Source organism: Pseudomonas sp. MF6751, from assembly GCF_016613265.1.
In the GTDB taxonomy this organism is placed as follows: domain Bacteria; phylum Pseudomonadota; class Gammaproteobacteria; order Pseudomonadales; family Pseudomonadaceae; genus Aquipseudomonas; species Aquipseudomonas fluorescens_BV.
Genome location: NZ_JAENSV010000019.1, coordinates 39,383 through 65,418 on the forward strand (window position 1 = coordinate 39,383; position 26,036 = coordinate 65,418).

Annotated in this window: 23 protein-coding genes and 1 pseudogene; 8 read left to right on the forward strand and 16 right to left on the reverse strand. The window is 60.2% G+C overall.

Translation table 11 applies throughout. From position 1 onward, the window contains the following. Positions 1 to 74: 74 nt before the first annotated feature. Positions 75 to 1,070, reverse strand: a complete 996-nt coding sequence (locus tag JJD66_RS16840; RefSeq protein WP_200648591.1) for a D-cysteine desulfhydrase — start codon at positions 1,068 to 1,070, stop codon at positions 75 to 77. 166 nt (positions 1,071 to 1,236) lie between these two features. Between JJD66_RS16840 and epsC the strand changes: the two genes are divergently transcribed. The 3 genes from epsC to mgrA all read left to right on the forward strand — a co-directional run bounded on the left by epsC (position 1,237) and on the right by mgrA (position 5,689). Then, on the forward strand, positions 1,237 to 2,163 hold the full coding sequence (gene epsC / locus JJD66_RS16845) for a serine O-acetyltransferase EpsC (RefSeq protein WP_014716464.1): 927 nt from the start codon (positions 1,237 to 1,239) through the stop codon (positions 2,161 to 2,163). Positions 2,164 to 2,562: 399 nt separating this feature from the next. Continuing rightward, positions 2,563 to 4,524, forward strand: a complete 1,962-nt coding sequence (betT, locus tag JJD66_RS16850) for a choline transporter BetT (protein ID WP_167514232.1) — start codon at positions 2,563 to 2,565, stop codon at positions 4,522 to 4,524. Between the two features lie 127 nt (positions 4,525 to 4,651). Beyond that, a complete protein-coding gene (gene mgrA / locus JJD66_RS16855; protein WP_200648592.1) occupies positions 4,652 to 5,689 on the forward strand; it encodes an L-glyceraldehyde 3-phosphate reductase in 1,038 nt (345 codons plus the stop codon). 126 nt (positions 5,690 to 5,815) lie between these two features. Here mgrA and tauD read toward each other — a convergent pair whose 3' ends face one another. The 7 genes and pseudogenes from tauD to JJD66_RS16890 all read right to left on the reverse strand — a co-directional run bounded on the left by tauD (position 5,816) and on the right by JJD66_RS16890 (position 13,962). Further along, positions 5,816 to 6,652, reverse strand: a complete 837-nt coding sequence (gene tauD / locus JJD66_RS16860; protein ID WP_200648593.1) for a taurine dioxygenase — start codon at positions 6,650 to 6,652, stop codon at positions 5,816 to 5,818. A gap of 14 nt (positions 6,653 to 6,666) precedes the next feature. Next, the gene (tauC, locus tag JJD66_RS16865) at positions 6,667 to 7,503 is read right to left on the reverse strand and encodes a taurine ABC transporter permease TauC (RefSeq protein WP_200648594.1); all 837 of its coding nucleotides are present in this window, start codon (positions 7,501 to 7,503) and stop codon (positions 6,667 to 6,669) included. Then, complete coding sequence (gene tauB / locus JJD66_RS16870) at positions 7,500 to 8,279, reverse strand: taurine ABC transporter ATP-binding subunit (RefSeq protein WP_054896655.1); 780 nt, start codon at positions 8,277 to 8,279, stop codon at positions 7,500 to 7,502. The genes tauC and tauB overlap by 4 nt, the downstream gene beginning before the upstream one ends. A 17-nt stretch (positions 8,280 to 8,296) precedes the next feature. After that, a complete protein-coding gene (gene tauA / locus JJD66_RS16875; RefSeq protein ID WP_034125493.1) occupies positions 8,297 to 9,274 on the reverse strand; it encodes a taurine ABC transporter substrate-binding protein in 978 nt (325 codons plus the stop codon). A 183-nt stretch (positions 9,275 to 9,457) separates the two neighbouring features. Further along, positions 9,458 to 11,041, reverse strand: coding sequence for a glutamate--cysteine ligase (gene gshA / locus JJD66_RS16880; protein WP_105225405.1), 1,584 nt, complete (start codon positions 11,039 to 11,041; stop codon positions 9,458 to 9,460). Between the two features lie 214 nt (positions 11,042 to 11,255). Beyond that, a pseudogene (locus JJD66_RS16885) lies at positions 11,256 to 11,638 on the reverse strand (PaaI family thioesterase). Further along, positions 11,638 to 13,962: a Tex family protein gene (locus JJD66_RS16890; RefSeq protein WP_105225407.1), complete on the reverse strand. Its 2,325-nt coding sequence runs from the start codon at positions 13,960 to 13,962 to the stop codon at positions 11,638 to 11,640. The pseudogene JJD66_RS16885 and the gene JJD66_RS16890 overlap by 1 nt, the downstream one beginning before the upstream one ends. 355 nt (positions 13,963 to 14,317) lie before the next feature. Here JJD66_RS16890 and ompR point away from each other — a divergent pair, with 355 nt between their 5' ends. Further along, a complete protein-coding gene (ompR, locus tag JJD66_RS16895) occupies positions 14,318 to 15,058 on the forward strand; it encodes an osmolarity response regulator transcription factor OmpR (protein WP_003187669.1) in 741 nt (246 codons plus the stop codon). 117 nt (positions 15,059 to 15,175) lie between these two features. Further along, positions 15,176 to 16,489, forward strand: a complete 1,314-nt coding sequence (locus JJD66_RS16900) for an ATP-binding protein (protein WP_003187671.1) — start codon at positions 15,176 to 15,178, stop codon at positions 16,487 to 16,489. Between the two features lie 140 nt (positions 16,490 to 16,629). On the opposite strand, the gene rimK is transcribed toward JJD66_RS16900, so the two are convergent. From rimK to rimA, 3 genes are read right to left on the reverse strand one after another with little or no spacing between them, the layout of a single operon-like run. Further along, the gene (rimK, locus tag JJD66_RS16905) at positions 16,630 to 17,535 is read right to left on the reverse strand and encodes a 30S ribosomal protein S6--L-glutamate ligase (RefSeq protein ID WP_003187674.1); all 906 of its coding nucleotides are present in this window, start codon (positions 17,533 to 17,535) and stop codon (positions 16,630 to 16,632) included. After that, a complete protein-coding gene (gene rimB, locus JJD66_RS16910; RefSeq protein WP_003187676.1) occupies positions 17,532 to 18,014 on the reverse strand; it encodes a retropepsin-like aspartic endopeptidase RimB in 483 nt (160 codons plus the stop codon). The genes rimK and rimB overlap by 4 nt, the downstream gene beginning before the upstream one ends. Before the next feature lie 13 nt (positions 18,015 to 18,027). Beyond that, on the reverse strand, positions 18,028 to 18,807 hold the full coding sequence (rimA, locus tag JJD66_RS16915) for a S6 modification regulatory phosphodiesterase RimA (RefSeq protein ID WP_054896652.1): 780 nt from the start codon (positions 18,805 to 18,807) through the stop codon (positions 18,028 to 18,030). A 116-nt stretch (positions 18,808 to 18,923) separates the two neighbouring features. On the opposite strand from rimA, the gene JJD66_RS16920 reads away from it, so the two are divergent. Beyond that, entirely contained in the window at positions 18,924 to 19,331 is a 408-nt protein-coding gene (locus tag JJD66_RS16920) for an RNA-binding S4 domain-containing protein (RefSeq protein ID WP_003236026.1), read from the forward strand. A gap of 136 nt (positions 19,332 to 19,467) precedes the next feature. Here the strand turns inward: JJD66_RS16920 and JJD66_RS16925 are convergent, their stop codons facing one another. Further along, a complete protein-coding gene (locus JJD66_RS16925) occupies positions 19,468 to 20,271 on the reverse strand; it encodes a phosphatase PAP2 family protein (RefSeq protein ID WP_034125497.1) in 804 nt (267 codons plus the stop codon). A gap of 124 nt (positions 20,272 to 20,395) precedes the next feature. Between JJD66_RS16925 and hslO the strand changes: the two genes are divergently transcribed. Both hslO and JJD66_RS16935 read left to right on the forward strand, forming a co-directional pair. Further along, on the forward strand, positions 20,396 to 21,298 hold the full coding sequence (hslO, locus tag JJD66_RS16930; protein WP_054920269.1) for an Hsp33 family molecular chaperone HslO: 903 nt from the start codon (positions 20,396 to 20,398) through the stop codon (positions 21,296 to 21,298). A gap of 179 nt (positions 21,299 to 21,477) precedes the next feature. Then, the gene (locus JJD66_RS16935) at positions 21,478 to 23,019 is read left to right on the forward strand and encodes a phosphoenolpyruvate carboxykinase (protein ID WP_005783824.1); all 1,542 of its coding nucleotides are present in this window, start codon (positions 21,478 to 21,480) and stop codon (positions 23,017 to 23,019) included. An 82-nt stretch (positions 23,020 to 23,101) separates the two neighbouring features. On the opposite strand, the gene JJD66_RS16940 is transcribed toward JJD66_RS16935, so the two are convergent. The 4 genes from JJD66_RS16940 to JJD66_RS16955 form a co-directional block, all read right to left on the reverse strand. Continuing rightward, entirely contained in the window at positions 23,102 to 23,965 is an 864-nt protein-coding gene (locus tag JJD66_RS16940; protein ID WP_234452254.1) for a DMT family transporter, read from the reverse strand. 160 nt (positions 23,966 to 24,125) lie between these two features. Next, positions 24,126 to 24,482 carry a DUF1493 family protein gene (locus tag JJD66_RS28335; RefSeq protein WP_200648595.1) on the reverse strand — a complete coding sequence of 119 codons (357 nt, stop codon included), beginning with the start codon at positions 24,480 to 24,482 and terminating at the stop codon, positions 24,126 to 24,128. A 726-nt stretch (positions 24,483 to 25,208) separates the two neighbouring features. After that, positions 25,209 to 25,808, reverse strand: coding sequence for a Fic/DOC family protein (locus JJD66_RS16950; RefSeq protein WP_200648596.1), 600 nt, complete (start codon positions 25,806 to 25,808; stop codon positions 25,209 to 25,211). Beyond that, a complete protein-coding gene (locus JJD66_RS16955; protein ID WP_105225412.1) occupies positions 25,808 to 25,978 on the reverse strand; it encodes a YhfG family protein in 171 nt (56 codons plus the stop codon). Before JJD66_RS16955 ends, JJD66_RS16950 begins: the two co-directional genes overlap by 1 nt. Positions 25,979 to 26,036: the final 58 nt, after the last annotated feature.

A 26,036-nucleotide genomic window follows, 5' to 3' on the forward strand; every position in this document is an offset into this window, starting at 1 on the left:
ATAAGGTGGGTTTTTAAGTCTTGAAAATAATAAAAATACAATCTCATATTCTTTTTGGGTATATGCGTATCCAATCAGTTGAATAGTGAGTCATAGGCAAACAATGCCGGCGCGCCACCGGTATGCAGGAAAATGATCGGCCCCTCTTCAAAGCGCTGGCGCCCGATGCCGTCGAGCAAACCGGCCATGGCCTTGCCGGTATACACCGGGTCCAGCAACAGACCTTCCTGGCTGGCCAAAAGTTTGATCGCCGAGAGGGTGCCAGCGTTTGGCTCGCCATACCGCGGCCCGAAATACTCGTCCCACAGGATGACCTTGAAGGCGTCGGGGATAGCCACACCGAGCAACTCGGCAGTGCGTTCGGCCAGGCTCTGCACCTTGGGCAATTGTGCTTGCTCGGTGCGCGACACCGTGACGCCGATCACCGGTAACTGCGGCAGTGCTTCGCTCAAGGCCAGGGCCAGGCCGCTGTGGGTACCGGCGCTGCCAGAGGCGAGCACCACGGCGGCGAATTGAATGCCGCTGTCTTCAATTTGTGCGGCCAACTCCAGCCCGGCGCGCACGTAGCCCAGCGCGCCGAGTGCATTGGAACCGCCGATAGGCACCAGGTACGGCTTCTTGCCGTTACTGCGCAGACGGTCGGCGAGGGCGTTGAGTTGGTCGTCGGCGTTGTCGAGGTTTTCCACCAATTCCACTTTGGCGTCGAACAACTCCAGCAGCAGGCGATTGCCGTTGCCCAGGTAGTTGGGGTCGTCGGTGCCGGTAGGGTTTTCCAGCAGGGCAACACAGCCCAGGCCAAGCCTGGCGGCGAGCGCGGCGGTCTGGCGCACATGGTTGGACTGGATCGCGCCGGCGGTGACCAGGGTGTCGGCGCCCTGGGCGATGGCGTCGGCGGCCAGGTATTCGAGTTTGCGCAGCTTGTTGCCGCCCATGGCCAACGGCGTGGTGTCATCGCGTTTGACGTAGATGTCCCTGCCCAGCCAAGCCGACAGCCGCTCGAGTTTTTCCAGGGCGGTGGCACTGCCCAGTAGTTCCAGACGGTTAAAACGGTCGAGCTGTTGTTTGATCATGGTTACGCACGGTTGCTGAGTGATTGGGGGACTATAGGCAGGCACTTTTCATCGGGCAACCGTCAATCGCTTATGACGAAAGGTTCTTAGCGCCACACCATTGGTTCTTAAGAGCTGCCTAGGTGCATACCGTAAAGTGATGGCCATTTCGTCAGGAGTGAATACCGTGAGTGAGCGTTCCAGTCATTGGCAATTGCAGACCATCGTCAGCCAACTGCGCGGCGCCCGCGACCAGTGGCGAACGCGCAATGGGCGCTTGAGTGGCGAGCATGGTGGCCGTGAGTTGCCGTCCCGCGAGGCGGTGGCGCAGATTCTTGAAGCCTTGTGCGGCGCCCTGTTTCCGATGCGCCTGGGGCCGGCGGACCTGCGCGAAGAAAGCGAAGACTTCTACGTGGGCCATACCCTCGACGTCGCGCTCAACGCCTTGCTCGCCCAGGCGCGCCTGGAGTTGCGCTATGCCGCGCGCCAGAGCGGTGAGGACGACAGCGAAGTCAACGCCCACGCCATTCGCCTGATCCAGGATTTCGCCCTGGCGTTGCCATCCTTGCGCAGCCTGCTGGACACCGACGTACTGGCCGCCTACCACGGCGACCCGGCTGCGCGCAGTGTGGATGAAGTGCTGCTGTGCTACCCAGGCATCCTGGCGGTGATCCACCACCGCCTGGCCCACCACCTGTACCGTGCCGGCCTGCCGTTGCTGGCGCGGATCAGTGCGGAAATCGCCCACTCGGCCACCGGCATTGATATCCACCCCGGCGCACAGATCGGCCCGAGTTTCTTTATCGACCACGGCACAGGCGTGGTGATTGGCGAGACCGCGATCATCGGCGAGCGCGTGCGCATCTACCAGGCCGTGACACTGGGCGCCAAACGCTTTCCGGCGGATGAAGATGGGCAATTGCAGAAAGGCCACCCGCGTCACCCTATTGTTGAAGATGATGTGGTGATTTACGCCGGGGCGACGATCCTGGGGCGGATCACCATTGGCCAGGGTTCGACCATCGGCGGCAATGTGTGGCTGACCCGCAGCGTGCCGGCCGGGGCGAATATCACCCAGGCGAACTTGCAGCATGATGATGGGGCGCAGAAGTAATACCTGAGCCAACCGCCGACCAGTGTGGGAGCTGGCTTGCCTGCGATAGCGGTGTATCAGTCAACAGATGGGTGGCTGACCCAGCGCTATCGCAGGCAAGCCAGCTCCCACATTTCGAATGTATTTCAACTCGGGCTTGCTGAACGATTCGTCTCCTCCACGCGTCATACCAATCCCTGAGCTAGTGTAGGAAACACCTACCACTCAGCCCTGCGATTAGTCCAAGACCGCCTATTCATGTTTAACTTGAACGTTCGTTCAAGTTAAACCGGTGGTTCGCTGCCCGCTCACAACAGGAGGCTTACCTTTGCTGAGTCCGTTTTTTACAGCCATATCCCGCAACCTTGAGGTGCATCGTTCATGAGTGCATCGTCCACCCCTTCCAGCGGCATGGTGCGCATGAATGCGCCCGTTTTCTACTTTGCCGCCACCGTCATCCTGCTGTTCGGCATCACGGTCATCGCTATCCCGCAACAGGCCGGCGCCTGGCTGCTGGCGGCGCAAAACTGGGCGGCCAACACGGTCGGCTGGTACTACATGCTGGCGATGACGCTGTATCTGGTCTTCGTGGTGGTCACCGCGCTATCGGGCTACGGCAAGATAAAACTCGGTGCCGACCACGACGAGCCCGAATTCAGTTACCTGTCCTGGGCCGGCATGTTGTTCGCCGCCGGGATCAGCATCACGCTGTTTTTCTTTTGCGTCTCGGAGCCGCTGACGCACTTGGTGCAGCCGCCCCAGGGCGAAGCAATGAACGCCGATGCGGCGCGCCAGGCCATGCAGGTGTTGTTCCTGCACTGGGGCCTGCATGGCTGGGGCGTGTTCGCGTTTGTCGGCATGGCCCTGGCGTATTTCGCCTACCGGCATAACCTGCCGCTGGCGTTGCGCTCGGCGCTGTACCCGCTGATCGGCAAGCGCATCAATGGCCCTATCGGTTACGCGGTGGATGGCTTTGGCATCATTGCCACGGTGTTCGGCCTGGGCGCCGACATGGGCTTTGGCGTACTGCACCTCAACTCTGGCCTGGACTACCTGTTTGGCATTGCCCATACCCAGTGGATCCAGGTGGGCCTGATCACCCTGATGATGGGCGCGGCGATCATCGTGGCCGTGGCCGGCGTCGACAAGGGCGTGCGGGTGATGTCCGACATCAACATGCTGCTGGCCTGTGCGCTGCTGCTGTTCGTGTTGTTCGCCGGGCCTACCCAGCACCTGCTCAACACCTTGATCCAGAACATCGGTGACTATCTGGGGGCGCTGCCCACCAAGAGTTTTGATGTGTACGCCTACAACAAGCCGAGCGACTGGCTGGGCGGCTGGACGGTGTTCTACTGGGCCTGGTGGATCGCATGGTCGCCGTTCGTGGGCCTGTTTATCGCGCGTATTTCCCGTGGTCGTACCATCCGCGAGTTCGTGTTTGGCGTGCTGCTGATTCCACTGGGCTTCACCCTGGCGTGGATGTCGATCTTCGGTAACAGCGCCATCGACCAGGTGCTCAACCATGGCATGGCTGCACTGGGCCAGTCGGCGATCGATGACCCATCGATGAGCCTCTACCTGCTGCTGGAAACCTACCCGTGGAGCAAGACGGTGATCGCGGTCACGGTGTTCATCAGCTTTGTGTTCTTCGTGACCTCGGCGGACTCCGGCACTGTGGTGCTGTCCACCCTCTCGTCCAAAGGCGGCAACGCGGATGAAGACGGGCCGAAGTGGCTGCGTGTGTTCTGGGGCGCGATGACCGCCCTGGTCACCAGTGCGTTGCTGTTCGCCGGCAGTATCGACTCGCTCAAGTCTGCGGTGGTACTGACCTCGCTGCCGTTCTCGCTGATCCTGCTGCTGATGATGTGGGGGCTGCACAAGGCGTTCTACCTGGAGTCGCAAAAGCAGATCGCGCAGTTGCATTCCCTGGCACCGATCTCCGCTTCGCGCAAAGGCCGAGGTGGCTGGCGCCAGCGTTTGAGCCAGGCGGTGCATTTCCCATCCCGCGATGAGGTATACCGTTTCCTCGACACCACGGTGCGCCCGGCGATTGAAGAAGTGACCGCAGTGTTTGTCGAGAAGGGCCTTACGGTGGTGACCCAGCCCGACCCGTCCAACGACAGCGTCAGCCTCGAAATCGGCCATGGTGAAGAACGTCCGTTCATCTACCAGGTGCAGATGCGTGGCTATTTCACACCGTCGTTCGCCTTGGGCGGCATTGGCAAGAAAGAGATCAACAACCGCCGCTACTATCGGGCCGAAGTGCACTTGAGTGAGGGCAGCCAGGACTATGACCTGGTGGGCTACACCAAGGAGCAGATCATCAATGACATCCTCGACCAGTACGAGCGCCATCTGCAGTTCTTGCACATGGTGCGCTGATAGCGTTCCTCTCAAGTAGGTCTTTGCTGTAAAAGGAAGAGGCAGACTTAAGCGATTCAGCTGCTTAAAAGGCCCGGGAATATGCCTATTCCCGGGCCTTATTTGCCCTAGATCAAGAGAGGATTCGATGACGTACATTGCTGCCGAAAACCGCTATGAATCTATTCCTTATCGCCGCGTAGGCCGCAGTGGATTGGTGCTGCCGGCACTGTCCCTGGGGTTGTGGCACAACTTTGGCGACAGCACCCCGATCGACACCCAGCGCGCATTGCTGCGCACGGCGTTCGACCTGGGTATCAACCACTTCGACCTGGCCAACAACTACGGCCCGCCCTACGGCAGCGCCGAGATCAACTTCGGCCGTTTGCTGCGCGAAGACTTCAAGCACTATCGCGACGAGTTGATCATCTCCAGCAAAGCCGGGTGGGACATGTGGCCCGGCCCTTACGGCCAGGGTGGCGGTTCGCGTAAATACGTATTGGCGAGCCTGGACCAGAGCCTGCAACGCCTTGGCGTCGATTATGTGGATATTTTCTACTCGCACCGCTTCGACCCCAACACGCCTCTGGAAGAGACCGCCAGCGCCCTGGCCACCGCCGTGCAACAAGGCAAGGCGTTGTACATCGGTATCTCGTCTTACTCCGGGGTTAAAACCCGCGAAATCGCAGCGTTGCTCAACGAGTGGAAAGTGCCGTTGTTGATCCACCAGCCGGCCTACAACCTGCTCAACCGTTGGGTGGAAAAAGACCTGCTGGACACCACCGAAGAACTCGGTGCTGGAGTGATCGCCTTCACGCCGCTGGCCCAGGGTTTGTTGACCGATAAATACCTCAACGGGGTACCGGCCGATGCGCGGGTCAATCGTCCGGGTGGTGGCTCGTTGCAGGCCCAGCACCTGTCCGAAGCCAACATCGCCCATGTACGCGGCCTGAACGAAATCGCCAAGCGCCGTGGCCAGAGCCTGGCCCAGTTGGCGCTGGCGTGGACGTTACGTGATCCACGGGTAACCAGTGCGCTGATCGGCGCAAGCCGGCCGGAGCAGATTATCGAGAACGTCGGGGCGTTGAAAAACTTGAGCTTCAGTGCTGAAGAACTGGCGGAGATTGATAGGTTTGCGCAGGAAGGTGGGATCAACCTGTGGGAAAAACCGTCCACCGCTGAATAAGCTGCCGCACTCGGTAAATGGGGGAGCCGGGCTTGCTCGCGATAGCGGTTTTTCAGCCAATAATGCAGTGGCTGAACCACCGCTATCGCAGGCAAGCCAGCTCCCACAGTTGATCTGCGCTGGATTCTAGAACGGCACATCCCCAAGAATCGTCGCCCGGTGCATCACCCGCCGCTGCGGCCGGTAGTCATCCACAGCGTAATGCTGGGTGACGCGGTTATCCCAGAACGCCACGTCATTCTCTTGCCAGCGCCAGCGGATGGTGAATTCCGGGCGAGTGGCGTGGGCGAACAGCAGCTTGAGAATGGCCTCGCTTTCGGCCGCTTCCAGTTCATTGATTCGGGTGGTGAAGCCGTCGCTGACGAACAGTGATTTGCGCCCACTTACCGGATGCGTGCGCACGACTGGGTGCGATAGCGGCGGGTTTTTCTTGCGGGTTGCCTCCCAGCGCACCAGGTCCTCGGCGGTGTTGCCAAAGCGCTCCAGCGGGAACGACTTGGTGAAGTCGTGTGTGGCGGTGAGGCCATCGAGCAAGCGCTTTAGCGGTTCAGACAGTGCTTCATAAGCCGCAATCCCACTGGCCCACAACGTATCGCCGCCGAACGCTGGCAACAGCTTGGCGCTGAGCACTGCGCCCAGAGCAGGCGTGGGCAGGAACGTCACGTCGGTATGCCACACCGCGTTATCACGCACATCGGTGACGGCGGTGTCGAGGATCAGCACTTCGGGCTGTTCCGGCACGTTGGGGTAGATCGGGTGGATGTGCAGGTCGCCAAAGTTTGCCGCGAACCGTGCCTGTTGCGCAGGGGTGATCGGCTGGTCACGGAAGAACAGCACCGAATAGTCGAGCAACGCCTGTTCAATGGCGTCGCGCTGTTCGGGATTCAGCGGCTGGGTGATATCGACGCCGCCGATCTGGGCGCCCAGGGCGGTGCTTAATGGGGTAACGGTCAGGCTGCTCATTGTGGGTTCTTCACTCAGTGTGCCTGGCCATGCCAGGGCACTAATTTACGCTGCAGGGCGCGCAGGCCCATTTCCATGGTGAAGGCGATCAGGGCGATGACCAGGATGCCCAGCACCACCACATCAGTGACCAGAAACTGCGCCGCCGACTGCACCATGAACCCCAGGCCGCTGGTGGCGGCAATCAACTCGGCGGCGACCAGGGTCGACCAGCCCACACCCAGGCCGATGCGCACACCGGTGAGGATATCGGGCAGGGCGCTTGGCAGGATCACATGGCGAATCAGTTGCGCGCGGGTAGCGCCCAACGACTGCGCAGCGCGTAATTTGGCCGGGTCGACGGTGCGCACCCCAGTGGCGGTGGCGATGGCAATCGGGGCGAAGATAGCGAGGTAGATCAGCAGCACCTTGGACAGCTCGCCAATGCCGCACCAGATCACGATCAACGGCAGGTAGGCCAGGGGCGGAATCGGCCGGTAGAACTCGATCAGCGGATCGAGAATGCCACGGGCGATACGGTTGGCACCGATGGCGATCCCCACCGGCACGGCGGTCAGTACTGCAAAGCCCAGGCCCAGGCCGATGCGACTGAGGCTCGCGCCCAGGTGCTGCCACAAAGTGGAATCCATGTAGCCGGTGGTTGCCAGCAGCCAGCCTTTTTGCAACACGGCGGACGGTGGCGGCAGGAACAAAGGTTCGATCAAACCGGTGGCGGTCACCGCCCACCACAGGGCAAGCAAGGCCGCCAGGGTCAGCAGGCTGATCCAGCGCGTGCTCAGGCGACGGCGCAGCGGGATCACGGCATGTGTCGCAGGCTCGGTGGCCGTGGCGGGAAGTTCGTAGCTGCTCATGCGTACACCTGCCGTTGGGAGAACACTTTGCCCAGCACATGCTCACGGGTTTCGATAAAGCGCGGGTCGGATTTGATTGCGCGGGCTGATTCACCGGCGGCGTAACGTTGGCCGAAATCCAGCTGCAGACGTTCGACGATCTGGCCGGGGTTGGGCGCCAGCAAGATCAAGTCGGTGGCGAGAAACACCGCTTCTTCAATGTCGTGGGTAATCAGGAATACCGGCTTGGCCGTGCGCCGCCACACTTGCAGCAGCAACTCCTGCATCTGTTCACGGGTGAAGGCATCCAGGGCGCCGAAGGGTTCGTCCATCAGCAGTACACGCGGGTCGGCCGCCAGCGCACGCGCCAGGCCGACGCGTTGCTTCTGGCCACCGGAGAGTTGCCAGATGCGGCGGTTGTCGAAACCGGCCAGGTCCACCAGCGCGAGCATTTCACGCGCCCGCACGTCGCGCTGCGCCTTGGGCACGCCGGCCAGTTCCAGGCCGAAAGCCACATTGGCCAGCACGTCCTGCCAGGGCAGCAGGGCATCGTCCTGGAACACCACGCCGCGCTCGGCGCTGGGGCCTTTGACCGGCACGCCATCGAGGGTGATACGCCCGGCAGACGGTTCGACGAAGCCGGCAATCAGGTTCAACAACGAGGTCTTGCCGCTGCCGGAGGGGCCCAGGGCGACCAGCAATTGCTGGGGCCCAAGCTCCAGTGAAATATCGGACAGTACCGGTTCCGGGGCGCCTGGGTACTGTGCGCTGATGCGCTCCAGTTGTAGCAAGGCCATCGCAGTGAACTCCTGAGTCAGTTGGTAATGAACTTGGCGCTGACATAAGGGGCGTAGTCGGGCAGCACGGCCTCGACCTTGCCTTGCTCCTTGAGGAACGCAGCGGTGTCGGTGACGGCCTTGGTGGTCGGTGCGCCCAGCAGCGTTACCTGGTCGGCGGCCAACGGGTAGACGTTGCCTTGCAGCAGCAACGGGATATCGCTGGCCTTGGCGCCGGAGAGTTTCACCAGTTTGTCGACGTTGCCGGAATCGGCGAGCCAGGCTTGTGGGTCTTTGCGGTAGGCGGCGTAGGCATCCAGAGTGACCTTGGCGAAGGCGGTGACAATCTCTGGGTGCTTCTCGGCGAAGTCCTTGCGCACGATCCAGGCATCGAACGTCGGCGCGCCGAACTTGGCCAGCTCCCCGGAGGTGATCAGCACCTTGCCGGTTTCCTTGGCCACGCCCAGGGCTGGGTCCCAGACATAGGTGGCGTCGATATCACCGCGCTTCCAGGCGGCAATGATGGCCGGCGGGGCGAGGTTGAGAATGGTGACTTTGGCCGGGTCGATGTTCCAGTGTTTAAGGGCGGCGAGCAGGCTGTAGTGGCCGGTGGAAACGAAGGGCACAGCGATTTTTTTGCCGACCAGGTCCTGAGGGCTGTTGATCCCCGAACCGTTACGCGCCACCAAGGCTTCGGCGCCGCCGATCTGGGTGGCGACGAGGAAGGTTTGCACCGGGACTTTACGGGTTATCGCGGCGGTGAGCGGGCTGGAACCGAGGTAGCCGATCTGCACGTCGCCGGACGCGATGGCAGCGATGATGTCGGCGCCATTGTCGAATTTGCGCCAGTCGATCTTGGCGTTGGTGGCTTTTTCATAGGCGCCGTCGGCTTGGGCGACTTTGGCCGGGTCCACGGTGGTCTGATACGCAATGGTCACGTCCGCCGCCTGGGCAAACAGGCTGGCACCGGCCAGGGACAATGCGGCCAACAGGCGCAGAGGGGTCAGCAGTTTCAAAGGGAAGCTCCTCAATCAGGCGGCCGAGGGTCGGCGTGAGAGGAGACTAAATGATCTAAGAATTCGAAAATAAATAACTTTTTCGAATTAGCTTATGAGGGGAAATGGCGACGCCTGTTTTCAGGCTGGCAGAATAATGTGGGAGCAGGCAAGCCAGCTCCCACAGGGGGAGCGAGCCTTAGGTTAGTTGCTGATGGCGAGGATGCTTGCCTGGTACGAACCGACAAACACATCGAAATCGCCTACTTCGTTCTGCTCCAGCTCTGCCTGTTGCGCCAGCGACGCACGGGCCAGTTCTTCAAAGCGCGCTTGTTCCTCAGGCGCCAAAGGTTCTTTGCGGAAGTATTCGGCATGGACTTCGCTTTGATGCAGGGAGAACTGCGCAAAGCTTTCCTTGCGCTCAGCCATGGCTGCCAACACCTGCGCCGACGGCGTCAGGGACGGGTCCTTGACCTTGGCCAACTGGGCGTCCAATGCCTCGCTGTGCTCGGTGATGCCATGGCTCTGATCGAGCAGGGCGGCCAGCGGGGCAATCTTCTCCAGCAACTCGGCCGCCCACTCCTTCATGTCCACCGGCTGGCCGTCACGCTGCAATTGCAGGCCCGGACGACGGCCTTCCTTGACCACGCTGAGGAAGTTGGAGGTGGCGTTGCCGCACTCGTTGTTGGCGAACAGTGGGCTGTCGTTCAGCGCGCAGTACAGCAGGAATGCGTCGAGGAACCGCGACTCTGGCAGGTCGATACCCATCGGCAGGAACGGGTTGATGTCCAGGCAGCGTACTTCGATGTACTGGATGCCGCGGGCCATCAACGCCTGGATCGGCCGCTCGCCGGTGTAGGTCACGCGCTTGGGACGGATGTTGGAGTAGTACTCGTTTTCGATCTGCAGGATGTTGGTATTGAGCTGCACCCACTCGCCATCCTTGTGCGTGCCGACTTCGACATAGGGCGCGTAGGGTGTTGCCACCGCTTCGCGCAGGCTGTCGGTGTAGCTGGCCAAATCGTTGTAGCAGGGCGTCAGGCCGGCCTGGGCGTTGCTCTGGTACCCCAGGTCGCTCATGCGCAGGCTGGTGGCGTAGGGCAGGTACAGCGTGTCGGCGTCGAGGACTTCAAGCTGATGCGAGCGTCCGCGCAGGAAGCCGGCATCCAGGGCTGGCGAGGCACCGAACAGGTACATCAACAGCCAGCTGTAGCGACGGAAATTACGGATCAGCGCGATGTAGGCCGTGGATTGATAGTCACGGTCGGTGCCGACAAACCCTTCTGTTTCCTTGAGCAACGGCCATAACGCTTCCGGCAGGGAAAAGTTGTAGTGGATGCCTGCGATGCACTGCATGGTCTTGCCGTAACGCAGGGCCAGGCCCTTGCGGTACACGTACTTGAGCTGGCCGATGTTGGAGGTGCCGTAGTAGGCAATCGGAATATCTTCCTCGGCCGGCAACGGGCACGGCATCGAGGGGCTCCACAGGTATTCGCTGCCCAGCTTGGTGTAGGCAAAGCGATGGATCTTGTCCAGGCTGCTCAGGGTATCGGCCGGGTTCGGCAGGGCAGGGGTGATGAACTCCAGCAGCGATTCCGAGTAGTCGGTGGTGATCTGTTCATTGGTCAGCGCGGCGCCCAGGGCTTCGGGGTGCGGCGTTTGCGCCAGTCGACCTTCGTTGGTGACGCGCAGGCATTCGCGCTCGATGCCGTGCAAGCATTGCTCTAGCAGGGAGAGGTGTTCGCGCTTGCCGAGCAGGGCCAGGCGGCGGTTGAGAAGTTCGCTCAAGTTGGATTCCTTCACGCGTCAGTCGCCCCAATATGGGGGTGGGCAGGACGGTCTACAAGGGTGAAGTTGAAACTGGCGTGATCGCCTGGTTTTGAGTCGATTTGACCCGCTCTGAATTTGCCGACTTCACTCCATGAATTGGGCTACAGCGCAGCGAGAAAATTCCGACGCTGTTATCGCAGCGCCGAAATTAACTCAAATCGGGGGTGGGGAGCTATAGGACAGCGAACGTGCCCTGTGCTTTTGCGACAAGTCTTTCGCCCTGATACACGTCGGCCTCGACCACCAGGGTGCGGCGACCGGCGTGGATCACCCGGCTGGTGCACAGCACCTCACCGTCTTCCACGGCGCGGATATAGTTGATCTTGCATTCGATGGTGGCGCTCTGCTGGTCGAAACCATGGGCGCTGGAACAGGCCAGGCCCATGGTTATATCCACCAGGCTGAAAATCGCCCCGCCATGGAGCTTGCCCGCGCGGTTGCGCAGGTGCGGCTCCAGGGTCAGGGCCACCTCGGCAACGCCCTCTTCCAGGCGTGCAGGCGGCAGCCGATCAGTTCGCTGAATGCGCTCTGGGTCAAACCGGCCGGAATTTCCATCAGCGCTTCTTCAACTGTTTAGCGTTGGCAAACAGCGACGCCATGGCGTTGTTGCTTGGCGCGGCGGTGGTGGTTTCCTTGCGCGGGGCGTTGTTCTGCGACTGGCGCGGCGCCGAACCGGGGCGAGCGCCACGGGCACCGTCGATTTTCTCGCCGGGGGTATCGCTCATGCGCATCGACAGGCCGACGCGTTTGCGCGGGATGTCGACTTCCATGACCTTGACCTTGACCACGTCACCGGCTTTCACCGCTTCACGTGGGTCCTTGATGAACTTCTCCGAAAGCGCGGAGATATGCACCAAACCGTCCTGATGCACGCCGATGTCCACGAACGCGCCGAAGTTGGTCACGTTGGTCACCACGCCTTCGAGGATCATGCCCGGTTGCAGGTCCTTGAGGTCTTCTACGCCGTCCTGGAACTCGGCGGTCTTGAACTCGGGGCGCGGGTCGCGACCCGGTTTCTCCAGCTCTTGCAGGATATCGGTGATGGTCGGCACACCGAAGGTTTCGTCGGTGTACTTCTTCGGATCCAGACGCTTGAGGAACGCGGCATCGCCAATCAACGAACGGATATCGCGGTCGGTCTCGGCGGCAATGCGTTGCACCAGCGGGTAGGCTTCCGGGTGAACCGCAGAGGCGTCCAGCGGGTTGTCGCCGTTCATTACGCGTAGGAAACCAGCAGCCTGTTCAAAGGTTTTTTCACCCAGGCGTGCGACCTTCTTCAGCGCGGCGCGGGTTTTGAACGCGCCGTTTTCGTCGCGATGGCTGACGATGTTCTGCGCCAGGGTGGCGTTGAGGCCGGAGATTCGCGCCAGCAGGGCCACGGACGCGGTGTTCACATCCACGCCCACGGCGTTTACGCAGTCTTCCACCACCGCATCCAGGCCGCGTGCCAGCTTCAGTTGCGACACGTCGTGCTGGTACTGGCCGACGCCGATGGATTTAGGGTCGATCTTCACCAGTTCGGCCAACGGGTCTTGCAGGCGACGAGCGATGGACACCGCGCCACGGATCGACACGTCGAGGTCCGGGAATTCCTTGGAGGCCAGCTCCGAGGCCGAGTACACCGAAGCGCCTGCTTCGGAGACCATGACCTTGGTCATCTTCATGGCTGGGTATTTTTTGATCAGCTCGGCGGCCAGCTTGTCGGTTTCGCGGCTGGCGGTGCCGTTGCCGATGGCGATCAGGTCCACCGCGTGCTTGGCGCACAAGGCGGCCAGGATCGCCAGGGTCTGGTCCCACTTGTTGTGCGGTACGTGTGGGTAAACGGTGGCGTGGTCCAGCAGCTTGCCGGTGGCGTCGACCACCGCGACCTTGCAACCGGTGCGCAGGCCCGGGTCGAGGCCCAGGGTGGCACGCGGGCCAGCCGGTGCGGCCAACAGCAGGTCGTGCAGGTTATGGGCGAACACGTTGATCGCTTCGGTTTCGGCGCCGTCGCGCAACTCGCCCAGCAGGTCGGTTTCCAGGTGGGTGTAGAGCTTGACCTTCCAGGTCCAGCGCACCACTTCGCCGAGCCACTTGTCTGCCGGGCGGTTCTGGTTCTGGATGCCGAATTGTTGACCGATCATGCCTTCGCACGGGTGCATGGTGCCCGGCAGCTCATCACCGACTTTCAGTGCGGAGCTGAGAATGCCTTCGTTACGGCCGCGGAAAATCGCCAGGGCGCGGTGGGACGGCATGCTTTTGAGCGGCTCGTCGTGTTCGAAGTAGTCGCGGAACTTGGCGCCTTCTTCCTCTTTGCCGGCGATGACGCGGGCGCTGAGGATGGCTTCCTGCTTGAGGTAGGTACGCAGTTTTTCCAGAAGGCTGGCGTTTTCGGCGAAGCGCTCCATCAGGATGTACTTGGCACCTTCGAGCGCGGCCTTGACGTCAGCGACGCCTTTTTCAGCATCGATAAAGCGTGCGGCTTCGGCTTCTGGCGCCAGCGTAGGGTCGTTGAACAGGCCATCGGCCAAGTCACCCAGGCCGGCTTCCAGGGCGATCTGGCCCTTTGTACGACGTTTCTGTTTGTACGGCAGGTAAAGGTCTTCGAGGCGGGTTTTGGTGTCGGCGAGCTTGATGTCGCGTTCCAGTTGCGGGGTCAACTTGCCCTGTTCCTCGATGCTGGCGAGGATGCTGATACGCCGTTCGTCGAGTTCTCGCAGGTAGCGCAGGCGCTCTTCCAGGTGCCGCAGTTGGGTGTCGTCGAGGCTGCCGGTCACTTCTTTTCGGTAACGGGCGATGAAGGGCACCGTGGAGCCTTCATCCAGTAGCGCGACGGCCGCTTCGACCTGTTGTGGGCGTACGCCGAGTTCCTCGGCGATGCGGCTGTTGATGCTGTCCATAAAACCACCTGAAATTCTTAAAATCAGCGCGCAGGCCCGTAGAAAAAGGCCGGCGAGGCTGGTTGAGCGGCCCGACTGGCGCCGCTGCCTGGGTCAAGAGGCTGGCTATTGACCCTCGAAATCGAAAAATTCACGACAAGCGGGTAAAAAAAGCCTGGCAGTAAAGGGTAACGATCTGACGTTGCCCTGCACGGAGGCGCCGCATTATAACCAGCGTTCTGCCGTTGAGGGGTACTGCGCCGGCGGTTGTAGGGCGCGGGTTCGCTGGCAGTAGATGAAAAATCTGCTAACAATGCACACGGTGCGTATAACGGCAGCTACGCCATAATGCGCGCCGAGATAAGAGGAGCATCCAATGAGCAGCACCGCACAAACTGCTGAAGGCGAAAAAATTCTCATCGTTGATGACGATCCGGGGCTGAGCAGCCTGCTGGAGCGTTTTTTCAACTCCAAGGGCTATCGTGCCCGCGCGGTGCCGAACACCGAACAGATGGATCGTCTGTTAGGGCGTGAAGTTTTCAACCTGGTCGTACTCGACCTGATGTTGCCCGGTGAAGACGGCCTCACCGCCTGCAAGCGCCTGCGCGGTGCGAACAACCAGATCCCGATCATCATGCTCACCGCCAAGGGCGATGAACTGAGCCGCATCAAGGGCCTGGAGCTGGGCGCAGATGACTACCTGGCCAAGCCGTTCAACCCCGATGAGCTGATGGCGCGGGTCAAGGCCGTGTTGCGTCGCCAGGCACCGGCGGTACCGGGAGCACCGGGCAGCGAAGACGAAAGCGTCACCTTTGGCGATTACGAATTGTCGCTGGCCACCCGTGAGCTCAAGCGCGGTGAAGAAGTGCACATGCTCACCACCGGCGAATTCGCAGTGCTCAAGGCCCTGGTGATGAACGCTCGCCAGCCGCTGACCCGTGACAAGCTGATGAACCTGGCCCGTGGCCGGGAATGGGACGCCCTCGAGCGCTCCATCGACGTGCAGATTTCCCGATTGCGCCGGATGATCGAGCCAGACCCGTCCAAGCCGCGGTATATCCAGACGGTGTGGGGTGTGGGTTATGTGTTTGTGCCGGATGGCACCGCAACCAAGTGACCGATGATTTGCAGGGGCGGGTATCCTGGCGTTTGACTCCATGAGGGGCGACGGGGTGCCCGGCGTCTGCAATTCTGCGAGCGCCGCTCGTTCCTGCAAGGTGTGCAGCTTTCATCTATGAAAACCCCGCTGTGGTTCCCACAAAGTTTCTTCTCCCGCACCCTCTGGCTGGTGCTTATTGTCGTTCTGTTTTCCAAGGCGCTCACGCTGGTTTATCTGTTGATGAACGAAGACGTGCTGGTGGACCGGCAGTACAGCCATGGTGTCGCCCTGACGTTGCGTGGTTATTGGGCGGTAGACCCTGAGAACCGCGAAAAAGTAGCCAAGGCGTCGACGCTGACTCGGGTTGACGGCGCTGGTGTGCCTGAAGGCGAGCAGCATTGGCCTTACAGCGAGATCTACCAGCGCCAGATGCAGGCCGAGTTGGGCGCCGACACCGAGGTGCGGCTGCGTATGCATGTTTCGCCTGCGCTATGGGTGCGAGCGCCAAGCCTGGGGGATGCCTGGATCAAGGTTCCGCTTTATCCGCACCCGCTGCGGGGGCAAAAAATCTGGAACGTGTTGGGCTGGTTCCTGGCGATTGGCTTGCTCTCAACGGCGTCCGCGTGGATTTTCGTCCGCCAGCTCAACCAACCCCTCAAGCGCCTGGTGTTTGCCGCTCGCCAACTGGGCCAGGGGCGCAGTGTGCGCTTGCCGGTCAGCGACACGCCCAGTGAGATGACCGAGGTGTACGGCGCCTTCAACCAGATGGCAGAAGATGTCGAACAGGCCGGGCGCGAACGCGAGTTGATGCTGGCGGGGGTGTCCCATGACTTGCGCACGCCGCTGACGCGATTACGGTTGTCCCTGGAGTTGATGGGGGACCATACCGACCTCACCGATGACATGGTGCGCGACATCGAGGACATGGACGCCATTCTGGACCAGTTCCTGGCGTTCATCCGTGACGGGCGGGATGAAGTGGTCGAGGAGGTCGACCTCACCGACCTCGTGCGTGAGGTGGTTGCGCCCTATAACCAGAATGGTGAGCAGGTGCGCACGCGCCTGGAGCCGATCCAGCCGTTCGCATTACGCCGGGTGTCGATGAAGCGCCTGCTGAACAACTTGATTGGCAACGCCTTGCACCATGCCGGTTCCGATGTGGAAGTGGCGGCGTACGTTTCTGGCGACAGTGCCGCGCCTTACGTGGTGCTGAGCGTGATGGACCGTGGCACAGGAATCGACCCGGCTGAGCTGGAGGGTATCTTCAACCCCTTCACCCGTGGCGACCGCGCCCGAGGAGGCAAGGGCACCGGGTTGGGGTTGGCGATTGTGCGGCGGATCGCGTCGATGCATGGCGGCAATGTCGAGCTGCGCAACCGGGAAGGCGGCGGGTTGGAAGCGCGAGTGCGGCTGCCGCTGGGGTTGATGCTGCCTCGAGACGCTGTCTAACAAGCAATCTGAACGCAAATGTGGGAGCTGGCTTGCCTGCGATAGCGGTAGTTCATTCAACAACGATGTTGAATGTACCGGTGTCATCGCAGGCAAGCCAGCTCCCACAGTGGTTCGCGGCGTGTGGCAGATGTGGGTATTCAGCCCTTTCCCTTGGTCCGAGTCATATTCGGCCCGCCATTCTTCTCCAGATGCTGAATGATGATCCCCGCCACATCCTTGCCGGTGGTGGTTTCGATCCCTTCCAGGCCCGGCGATGAGTTTACTTCCATCACCAGGGGGCCATGGTTGGAGCGCAGGATGTCCACACCCGCCACGCTCAGCCCCATCACCTTGGCCGCCCGCAGCGCGGTCATGCGTTCTTCCGGGGTGATCTTGATCAGGCTGGCGCTGCCGCCACGGTGCAGGTTGGAGCGGAACTCACCGGGCTTGGCCTGGCGCTTCATGGCCGCAATCACCTTGTCACCCACCACGAAGCAGCGAATGTCCGCGCCGCCCGCTTCCTTGATGTACTCCTGCACCATGATGTTCTGCTTGAGGCCCATGAACGCCTCAATCACCGACTCCGCTGCCGTTGCTGTTTCACACAGCACCACGCCGATGCCCTGGGTGCCTTCGAGCACTTTGATCACCAGCGGTGCGCCATTGACCATCTCGATCAGGTCGGGAATGTCATCCGGGGAGTGGGCAAAACCGGTGACCGGCAGACCGATGCCCCGGCGCGACAGCAGTTGCAGGGAGCGCAGCTTGTCCCGCGAGCGCGCAATGGCCACGGATTCGTTCAGCGGAAACACCCCCATCATTTCAAACTGGCGCAATACCGCGCAGCCATAGAAAGTCACCGAAGCGCCGATACGCGGGATTACCGCATCAAAGCCTTCCAGGGGTTTGCCCCGGTAGTGGATCTGCGGCTTGTGGCTGGCAATGTTCATGTAGGCACGCAACGTGTCGATCACCACCATTTCATGGCCACGTTCAGTGCCGGCCTCGACCAGGCGACGGGTGGAATACAGACGCGGGTTTCGCGACAGCACAGCAATCTTCATGCAGCACCTGGGGCAGAAATAGTGGAGACCGGGAACACCGGCTTGTCTTGAACGTACTTGAGGCCCGGATTGACCACCAACTGGCCGTCAATCAGCGCCTTGGAGCCCAGCAGCAGGCGGTAACGCATGGCTTTGCGACAGGCGAGGGTGAACTCCACCCGCCATACCCGATCACCCAGGGCCAGGGTGGTGCTGATCACGTAGCGCACCTGTGCATGGCCGTTGGAGCTCTTGATGGTTTTCATCGTCACCAGGGGCGCTTCACAGCGGCGGTGACGTAGTTGCACCACGCTGCCCAGATGCGCGGTAAAACGCACCCACTTTTCACCGTCGCGCTCAAAAGGCTCGATATCGGTGGCGTGCAGGCTGGAGGTGCTGGCACCGGTGTCGATCTTCGCCCGCAGGCCCGCCACTCCCAAGTCGGGAAGTGCCACCCACTCACGCAGACCCACAACGGTCAAATGGTCAAATGTCTTCAATATGGTTAACCGGTCAATTCGCCCAGGCTTGAGGAGATACCTCAGCCAACGCTTTGAATGCAGGCTTGGCGAACCAGAAGCCCTGCATCAGAAATATTCCGCAGTCGGACAGGAAGTCGCGCTCGCCGGCACTTTCGATGCCCTCGGCGATGACAGTAACCCCCAACTGCTCACAGATTGTGACAATCCCCCGGACGATCACCTGACGGACACGATCCTGGTCGACATCGCGAATCAGCGCCATGTCGAGCTTGATCAAGTCAGGTTGGAAATCGGCCAGCAGGTTCAGCCCCGAATAGCCCGCGCCGAAATCGTCGATGGCGGTCTTGAAGCCGAATTCGCGGTATTCACGCAGAATATTCGTCAAATGGCGATAGTTATCTACGTGCTCGCTTTCCAGGGTCTCGAAAATCAGCCGGTCCAGCGGGAAATTGTGCGCCCGGGCGGCCTCCAGGGTGCTGCGGATACACAGTTCCGGACGATATACAGCATTGGGCATGAAGTTGATGGAAAGGTGAGTCTGCATGCCCAGGGCTGCGGCACCGGCGATGGCCTTGGTCCGGCAGCGCTGGTCGAAGCGGTAGCGATTGGTTTCGTTGACCTGAGCCAGCACCGACAGCGCGCCTTCTCCCTGGGGGCCGCGCACCAAGGCTTCGTTGGCGAAGATCGAATGGTCACGCAGGTCTACGATAGGCTGGTAGGCGAACGCGAAATCGAACCCCAGAGGCTCGCTTTGTTGGCAACCCACGCACCGCTGGTTGGGCGAGGTGAGTGAGAGGGGAAAGTCGGTCACGGCGTATCCTCGCGAAAACAGGGTGCTACCTGGCGTATCTTAGGTGAGCCTTGGGGTTTATGCGTCGAAGGGTTTCAACGGTAAAGTTGCGACATTTTTCAGAGCGAGGAATTCAAGTGGCTCAAAAGCAGGAAGAGGAAGAGAAGGTCCGGTTGGACAAGTGGTTGTGGGCGGCGCGCTTCTACAAAACCCGCGCTCTGGCCAAGGCCGCTATCGAGAGCGGGAAGGTGCATCATCGCGGCGAGCGCTGCAAGCCGGGAAAGGAGCCGCGCGTCGGCGACGAGTTTCAGATTCGTACAGGGTTTGATGAAAAAACCATCGTGGTACAGGCGCTTTCCATCGTCCGCCGGGGCGCGCCGGAAGCGCAGGCACTGTATGCCGAGACCGAAGCCAGCATCGCCAAGCGCGAAAACGCTGCGGCCATGCGCAAGGCAGGGGCTTCAGGCCTGACCACTGACGGCAAGCCGAGCAAGAAGCAGCGCCGCGATCTGTTCAAGTTTCGCGGCAGCGGCAATGACGATTGATTGCACGAGTCGCCCATGCAAACTCGATCAAATCTGGGAGCGGGCTTGCCCGCGAATACGGTGGGTCAGGCACAGATGCATTGATTGTCACCCCGCATTCGCGAGCAAGCCCGCTCCCACTTTTAGCCCTGGGGGGTTACGGAGTTGTGCGCATGACACTCAACCGCCCAATAACGGGCAACTTGCTCAGTAGCCCGAAAAGCGGCGCCGTCATCCGCAACAAAGCGCCCGACACCTTCGCCGCAAACGGCGTGTAATACCCCCACCCCAGCGCCAACAGCGCCAGCAGTACGCCACCGATATAATCGTCCTGGCCCCAGTGCGCGCCGGCTACCAGCCGCGGCATCATGAACAGCAGCGCCAGGCCCCAGATCACCAGCACCTGGCCGATGCGCCGGGCGAACACGCTCATGAACATTGCCCAGATCAATAGCACCGAAGCATGGTCGCCGGGGAAGCTCTGGCTCGAGCGGTCCTTCAATTCCCAGGTTTTCTCCAACCCTGGGAAAAAGTCGCTCATTTGAATCGCGCCGCTGATGACCATCGACGGGCTACTGTGCTGCCAGCCCATGTGCGCCGCGAGTTTGGAGAACAGCATGCGGATAAACAGCAATAGCAGCAGAATGCCGAGGAAGCCAAAAAACGCCTGGCGCACCTGTACGGCCTTGAACACCCAGTCGCCGCGGATCAACAGCGCCAGCAAGATCACGCCGACCACTGCATCAAACGGCCGCAGGCTGGCCACGGCCCACACATGCAGCCAGGTCGAGTTCGTGGCCAATGGGCCATTGAGCAGATGAAACAGCCACTCGTCGAAAATCACACAGAGCATCTGGCCCGTGGGCCACAGCCAAAAACACAGCAGCCCGATAGCGAGTAGATTGCAAAGAGCCCATCGCCGGAGGTTCCAGTTGGCTTGGAACAAACCCGGATTGTTCATAAACTGTCCCTCATCGCTCTATTCAGCTCCTTGAATTCAGGAGAAATCGCACCAAGATGGTGCTAAAGCGTTTAATTTTATAAACCTTGTAATCATTTTGTCATCACTTCAGATACCCAGACCTATGACTGATCTACCGGATACCGACTTCACCCAACGCTTCATCTTCGATGAGAGCGATGCCCGCGGCGAGATGGTTTCGTTGGAGCTCAGCTATGCCGAAGTCCTTGCCAAACACGCCTATCCGGAGCCGGTCGCGCAATTGCTCGGCGAGTTGATGGCCGCCGCGGCGCTGCTGGTGGGCACCATGAAGTTCGACGGTTTGCTGATCCTGCAGGCTCGTTCCGAAGGGCCAGTGCCCATGTTGATGATCGAGTGCTCGAGCGAGCGCGAGATCCGTGGCCTGGCCCGTTACGAGGCTGACCAGATTGCCGCAGATGCCACCTTGGCCGACCTGATGCCCAACGGCGTCCTGGCACTGACTGTCGACCCGACTGAAGGCCAGCGGTACCAGGGTATTGTCGACCTCGACGGCCAGACTCTGTCGGAATGCTTCACCAACTACTTCGTTATGTCCCAGCAAGTGGGCACCAAGTTCTGGCTTAACGCCGACGGCAAGCGCGCCCGTGGTTTGCTGGTGCAACAACTGCCTGCCGATCGCATCAAGGATGAGGATGATCGTGCCGAAAGCTGGCGGCATATCATCGCGTTGGCCGACACCTTGAAGGCCGAAGAACTGCTGGGCCTGGACAACGAAACCATCCTGCACCGCCTCTACCATGAAGAGGCCGTGCGCCTGTTCGACGCACAGGGCCTGCATTTTCACTGCAGTTGCTCGCGCGAGCGTTCCGGTAACGCGCTGGTCAGCCTGGGCCTGGAAGATGCGCAAAATCTGGTGGTGGAACATGGTGGCCATATCGAGATCGACTGCCAGTTCTGCAACCAGCGCTACCTGTTCGACGCGGCTGATGTAGCGCAGTTGTTCGCCGGCGCAGGCAGCGACACCCCTTCCGACACCCGCCACTAAAACGTTTAAGCACAGGTAAATCACCTGACAAACGCCGGATTAGAGGTGTTCTGACGGGAGGGCCCTACTCTTTTTGGGCTTTTCTGGCATAATCCGGCCCACTTTTTTCGCGGTAGTAGTGCGCAACTTTCTACTACAAAACGTTTGGAGCACTCGGCCATAGGCCGACGGGGAACCTCATGACGCAAGCCAATAACGCCGTATACACCGATCTGAGTGTTGACGATCTGGTCAAAGAAGCCCTGCAGCGCGGTGAAGGCGTGCTTGCCGATACTGGCGCGCTGGTCGTAGAAACCGGTCACCGCACCGGTCGTTCGCCGGTTGACCGTTTCATCGTTGAAGAGCCGTCCACCCAGGACGCCATTGCCTGGGGCCCGATCAACCGCAAGTTCCCTGCCGACAAGTTCGATGCCCTGTGGGCTCGCGTCGAGGCGTTCAATAACGCGCAAGAGCATTTCGTTTCTCATGTTCACGTAGGGGCTGCAGAAGACCACTACCTGGCCGTGAAAATGACCACCCAGACTGCCTGGCAGAACCTGTTCGGTCGTTGCCTGTTCATCAACCCGGCCCAGTACAACCCGGCCGGTCGTGAAGAGTGGCAAGTGCTCAACGTGGCCAACTTCGAGTGCGTACCAGAGCGTGACGGCACCAACTCCGACGGTTGCGTGATCCTCAACTTCGCACAGAAAAAAGTACTGATTGCCGGCATGCGTTACGCCGGTGAAATGAAAAAAGCCATGTTCTCGGTGCAGAACTTCCTGCTGCCGGCTGCCGACGTGCTGCCGATGCACTGCGCCGCCAACATCGGCGAAGCAGGCGACGTGACCCTGTTCTTCGGCTTGTCCGGCACTGGCAAGACCACCCTGTCCGCCGACGAAAGCCGTTACCTGATCGGTGACGACGAGCACGGCTGGGGCGAAGGCGTAGTGTTCAACATCGAAGGCGGTTGCTATGCCAAGTGCATCGACCTGTCCGAGAAGAACGAGCCGGTTATCTGGAAAGCCATCAAGCATGGCGCTGTACTGGAAAACGTCGTGATCGACGAGGCCAAGCACGCCGACTACGCCGACGTCAGCCTGACCCAGAACAGCCGTGCCGCCTACCCGCTGGAGCACGTTGCCAAGCGTTCCGAGAAGAACCTGGGCGGCGAGCCAAACGCGGTGATCTTCCTGACCTGTGACCTGACCGGCGTACTGCCGCCTGTGTCGATCCTCAGCGAAGAACAAGCGGCCTACCACTTCCTGTCCGGCTACACCGCTCTGGTGGGCTCGACCGAAATGGGTTCGGGCAGCGGCATCAAGTCGACCTTCTCCACCTGCTTCGGCGCGCCGTTTTTCCCACGCCCGGCTGGCGAATACGCAGAGCTTCTGATCAAGCGTATCCGTGGTTTCGGCTCCAAGGTCTACCTGGTCAACACCGGCTGGACCGGCGGCGGCTACGGCGTCGGCAAACGCTTCAACATCCCGACCACTCGCGGCGTGATTGCAGCGATCCAGAGCGGTGCGTTGATCGGTGCGCAAACCGAACACCTGGACACCATCAACCTCGACGTGCCATTGGCCGTACCGGGCGTTGAAACCGGCCTGTTGAACCCACGCAACACCTGGGCTGACAAGGCTGCCTACGACGAAGCGGCGAAGGCGCTGGCTGGCCTGTTCATCGAAAACTTCAAGAAGTTTGAAGTCAGCGATGCGATCAAGGCTGCGGGTCCTAAGTTGTAAGATTCGCCGGTTGTAAAAAAGCCGCCTTTATACAGGCTGTGTGAAAACGCAGCCTGTCTTAGGCGGCTTTTTTATGTGCGAATTAGTCGGCGATGTGCAGTACCACTGCACCGACCAGCACCAGTACAACGCCTGCCACCTGCACCGCTGATAACCGCTCCTTGAAAAATACAAACCCCAGGATCGCCGCGATCCCTCCAGAGAGCGTACTGATCACCGTCACCACCGACACCGAGCCGGCCATCGCGCCCCACGAAAATGCCGAGAACCCGCCGAGGTTCATCAAGCTCGCACCGGTCAACGTCGCGCAATTTTTCAGCGGCGGGATCTTCAAGCCATCCTTGATCTTCAGCACCATCACCACCAGCACGCATAAGCCCACCAGGTAACCCAGCCACAACATGGTGATTGGCCCCAGCGCTGGCAGTGTGTAGCGACCTTGCAGCCAGAAACTGGTGCCGTACAGGGTTGCGGCGAACATGGCGTAGGCAATGGACAGGCGCGGGTTGTTGTGAGGCGTACCGTTGTCCTTGTGAATGCTGGACAGTACAACGCCGATCACGCACAGGGCGATGCAGCCCAGTTGTATCAGGCTGATGTGTTCACCGCTGGCCCAGGACAGCAAGGTGGTCACGACCCCATAGGACGTCACCAATGGCGCGACGATGGCGGCTTTGCCCAAGGCAAAGGCTTTGGACAGCGCGAGGGCGCCAGACACCGTCAGCAGAGCGGCGGCGACGCCCAGGAGCCAAACGCTTAACGGTGCATCAAGGGATTTGAAAAGGAAGGCCGGGAAAATGACCAGCAGGAGGGTCATGATCAAAAAACCGAGGGCTTGGCCGAAATACACCGCGCGTTTAACGCCAACGGCTCGGGCGTTGAGGCCCACCAGAAAGTCCGTGCCGCCCCAGAGCAGGGCGGCCAGCAGGCCCATTGTTACGTCCATGTAAGGTCCTTGTTATTTATACGGCTCGCCAGATTAGCGCAGATCCAGTGTGGGAGCGGGCTTGCTCGCGAATGCAATGTATCAGTAGCGCAAATATTGGCTGACACGCCGTATTCGCGAGCAAGCCCGCTCCCACATTTTGCGCTCAGTGTTCCTCCGGTCAGCTCAGGTTTTCCAGCGTCTGCGTGTCCCAGCGGTGGGTCTTGATCGCCTGGTAGAGCATGCCGATGGTCAATGGGATCTTGTCACCACGGCCCTTGGCGCGACGCTTCAGGAACACGTCGAACACCGGCGGCTGGAAGTAACGATAAGCGTCGTAGTCGCCCAGGTCGACCCCGAAATCCTGTTCAAGCGCCTCCATGAATTGCTTGGCATCAGCGCCATCGCACCCGAGGTCGAAGTTCAGTGAGGTGTGCAGGTCGATGGTCTTGTGTTTTGGCAAGCCGATTTCTTCATGCAGCAATTGCAGGAGCTGCTGCATGACGGGACCTTCGGGGAAGTTGGGAGACAGGTTCATGGTGGGACCAATCATCAAAGGGTGAGTGTTGTTTACCCTGCAATAGATATTCGGGGTGCTCAGCAACCCGATGCCTGTCACAAAGGCGACTATCGGCAGACTTTCAAGCTGTGCCCCTATGATCCAAGACGTGGCATACAAAAGAAGGATTGGACCGGTTATCAATAGGCAGAGCCCGAGCCATTTTCTGAGTAGGGGCAACCTTATTGTTCTATCAATTACAGCGGCCAGTATTAAGAAGAGCAGCAGATTGATCCACTGAATGTACTCGTTCATCGCGCCAGCCACGCTGGCAATTCCGGTTTGCCAGTACCAAGGCGAATCATCGTGAAGGTGATGCCATAGTGGCTGAAGTGTTGAATCCTTTCGATGTTCACAAAGTTATGCCGAGAACGTTGGGAGAGGGGGCTAGTTTCGGCCAGGAAAAGGGCGTTTCTGTAGAGGGGCGAGACCCTGTTTGAGGCAGTTTGGGAAACGGACGACGCGCCGTTTTTTGGTTTCTTACAATGCCTTCCTGCATTTATGACGTGATACCGATTTTGCTAGCCGAACCGAGCAAATGTGGGCGCCGGGTTTGCCCTAAGGCTTTTTGTAGGAGCGAGCTTGCTCCTACAGGTTTAGCTGCGGGGTGGCTGTTTGGTCGCTGAATTGGCAGCGACGAGCCGAACCTTAAAAGTGAGGTTGTTCTCGAGCAATAAACAGATGGTTTAATCGTTCGCGGTTCGATCAGGCACTGAGAGGCCTACCGATACACCGCTCAAAAATCGCCTCCAAGCCCCGATAGTCGCACGCCACCGCATCAATATTCGCGGGTATCCAGGCCGCATGTTTTACGAGCCACCAATTCACCGAAAACCCCGCATTCACGATGATCTGTTCAAACAGGATCCGCTGCGCCCGTCCATTCCCCTCGCGGAAGGGATGAATGACATTCAGGTCGCCATAAGCTTCAGCGACTTGACGTACAAGGTCCGCCTGGGTCGCACCGACATACCAATTGGCGTCTTGCATATGCCGAACAATTTTCGCCGCTTCCGGTGGAATACGCTCCGGGGTGCAAAACAGCGTGTCGCCTTTCTGGATGTTGACGCTGCGCAGTTCGCCGGCCCAGTCATAAATGTCCCCGAACAGGATGCGGTGAATGTGTTGCAGGCGATCAAGGTCGTAGGGCGGTGGAAAGAGTGGAAGGTTGCCTACGGCGATTTCGGATAATTCCCGCTCGGCCTGGTGCAGGCGTGCTTCATCGAGCAAATCGAGGCGGTTGCGCAGAGTGCTGCTACCGGGGTAGCAGTATGGGTCCTGGCCCACCCCGTATTTGTCGAGCATCAGCTAGAGGTGTTGCGGTACTTGGCAAGGACGTCTTCGCGTGTCGGCAGGGGTTTGTCGACGTCGGTCGGTTGGGTATCGAACCCTTCCAGGCGCAGACTGGCCAAGTAATTGGAACGCCGGATCTTGTGATAGTGATCCTGTTTTTGCTCAAACGTCAGTTCGCTCATCGCTGCGTCCTCTTGGAAAGCAAGGCTTGATTGTAGCGCAATGCGTAGCTCGGTAGGC

Bases quoted from the DNA above. Each gene is read 5' to 3' on its own strand.
- JJD66_RS16840 (WP_200648591.1), bottom strand. From the start codon at position 1,070: ATGATCAAACAACAGCTCGACCGTTTTAACCGTCTGGAACTACTGGGC.
- betT (WP_167514232.1), top strand. From the start codon at position 2,563: ATGAATGCGCCCGTTTTCTACTTTGCCGCCACCGTCATCCTGCTGTTC.
- mgrA (WP_200648592.1), top strand. From the start codon at position 4,652: ATGACGTACATTGCTGCCGAAAACCGCTATGAATCTATTCCTTATCGC.
- tauD (WP_200648593.1), bottom strand. From the start codon at position 6,652: ATGAGCAGCCTGACCGTTACCCCATTAAGCACCGCCCTGGGCGCCCAG.
- tauC (WP_200648594.1), bottom strand. From the start codon at position 7,503: ATGAGCAGCTACGAACTTCCCGCCACGGCCACCGAGCCTGCGACACAT.
- tauB (WP_054896655.1), bottom strand. From the start codon at position 8,279: ATGGCCTTGCTACAACTGGAGCGCATCAGCGCACAGTACCCAGGCGCC.
- JJD66_RS16890 (WP_105225407.1), bottom strand. From the start codon at position 13,962: ATGGACAGCATCAACAGCCGCATCGCCGAGGAACTCGGCGTACGCCCA.
- ompR (WP_003187669.1), top strand. From the start codon at position 14,318: ATGAGCAGCACCGCACAAACTGCTGAAGGCGAAAAAATTCTCATCGTT.
- JJD66_RS16900 (WP_003187671.1), top strand. From the start codon at position 15,176: ATGAAAACCCCGCTGTGGTTCCCACAAAGTTTCTTCTCCCGCACCCTC.
- rimK (WP_003187674.1), bottom strand. From the start codon at position 17,535: ATGAAGATTGCTGTGCTGTCGCGAAACCCGCGTCTGTATTCCACCCGT.
- JJD66_RS16925 (WP_034125497.1), bottom strand. From the start codon at position 20,271: ATGAACAATCCGGGTTTGTTCCAAGCCAACTGGAACCTCCGGCGATGG.
- hslO (WP_054920269.1), top strand. From the start codon at position 20,396: ATGACTGATCTACCGGATACCGACTTCACCCAACGCTTCATCTTCGAT.
- JJD66_RS16935 (WP_005783824.1), top strand. From the start codon at position 21,478: ATGACGCAAGCCAATAACGCCGTATACACCGATCTGAGTGTTGACGAT.
- JJD66_RS16940 (WP_234452254.1), bottom strand. From the start codon at position 23,965: ATGGACGTAACAATGGGCCTGCTGGCCGCCCTGCTCTGGGGCGGCACG.
- JJD66_RS28335 (WP_200648595.1), bottom strand. From the start codon at position 24,482: ATGAACCTGTCTCCCAACTTCCCCGAAGGTCCCGTCATGCAGCAGCTC.
- JJD66_RS16950 (WP_200648596.1), bottom strand. From the start codon at position 25,808: ATGCTCGACAAATACGGGGTGGGCCAGGACCCATACTGCTACCCCGGT.
- JJD66_RS16955 (WP_105225412.1), bottom strand. From the start codon at position 25,978: ATGAGCGAACTGACGTTTGAGCAAAAACAGGATCACTATCACAAGATC.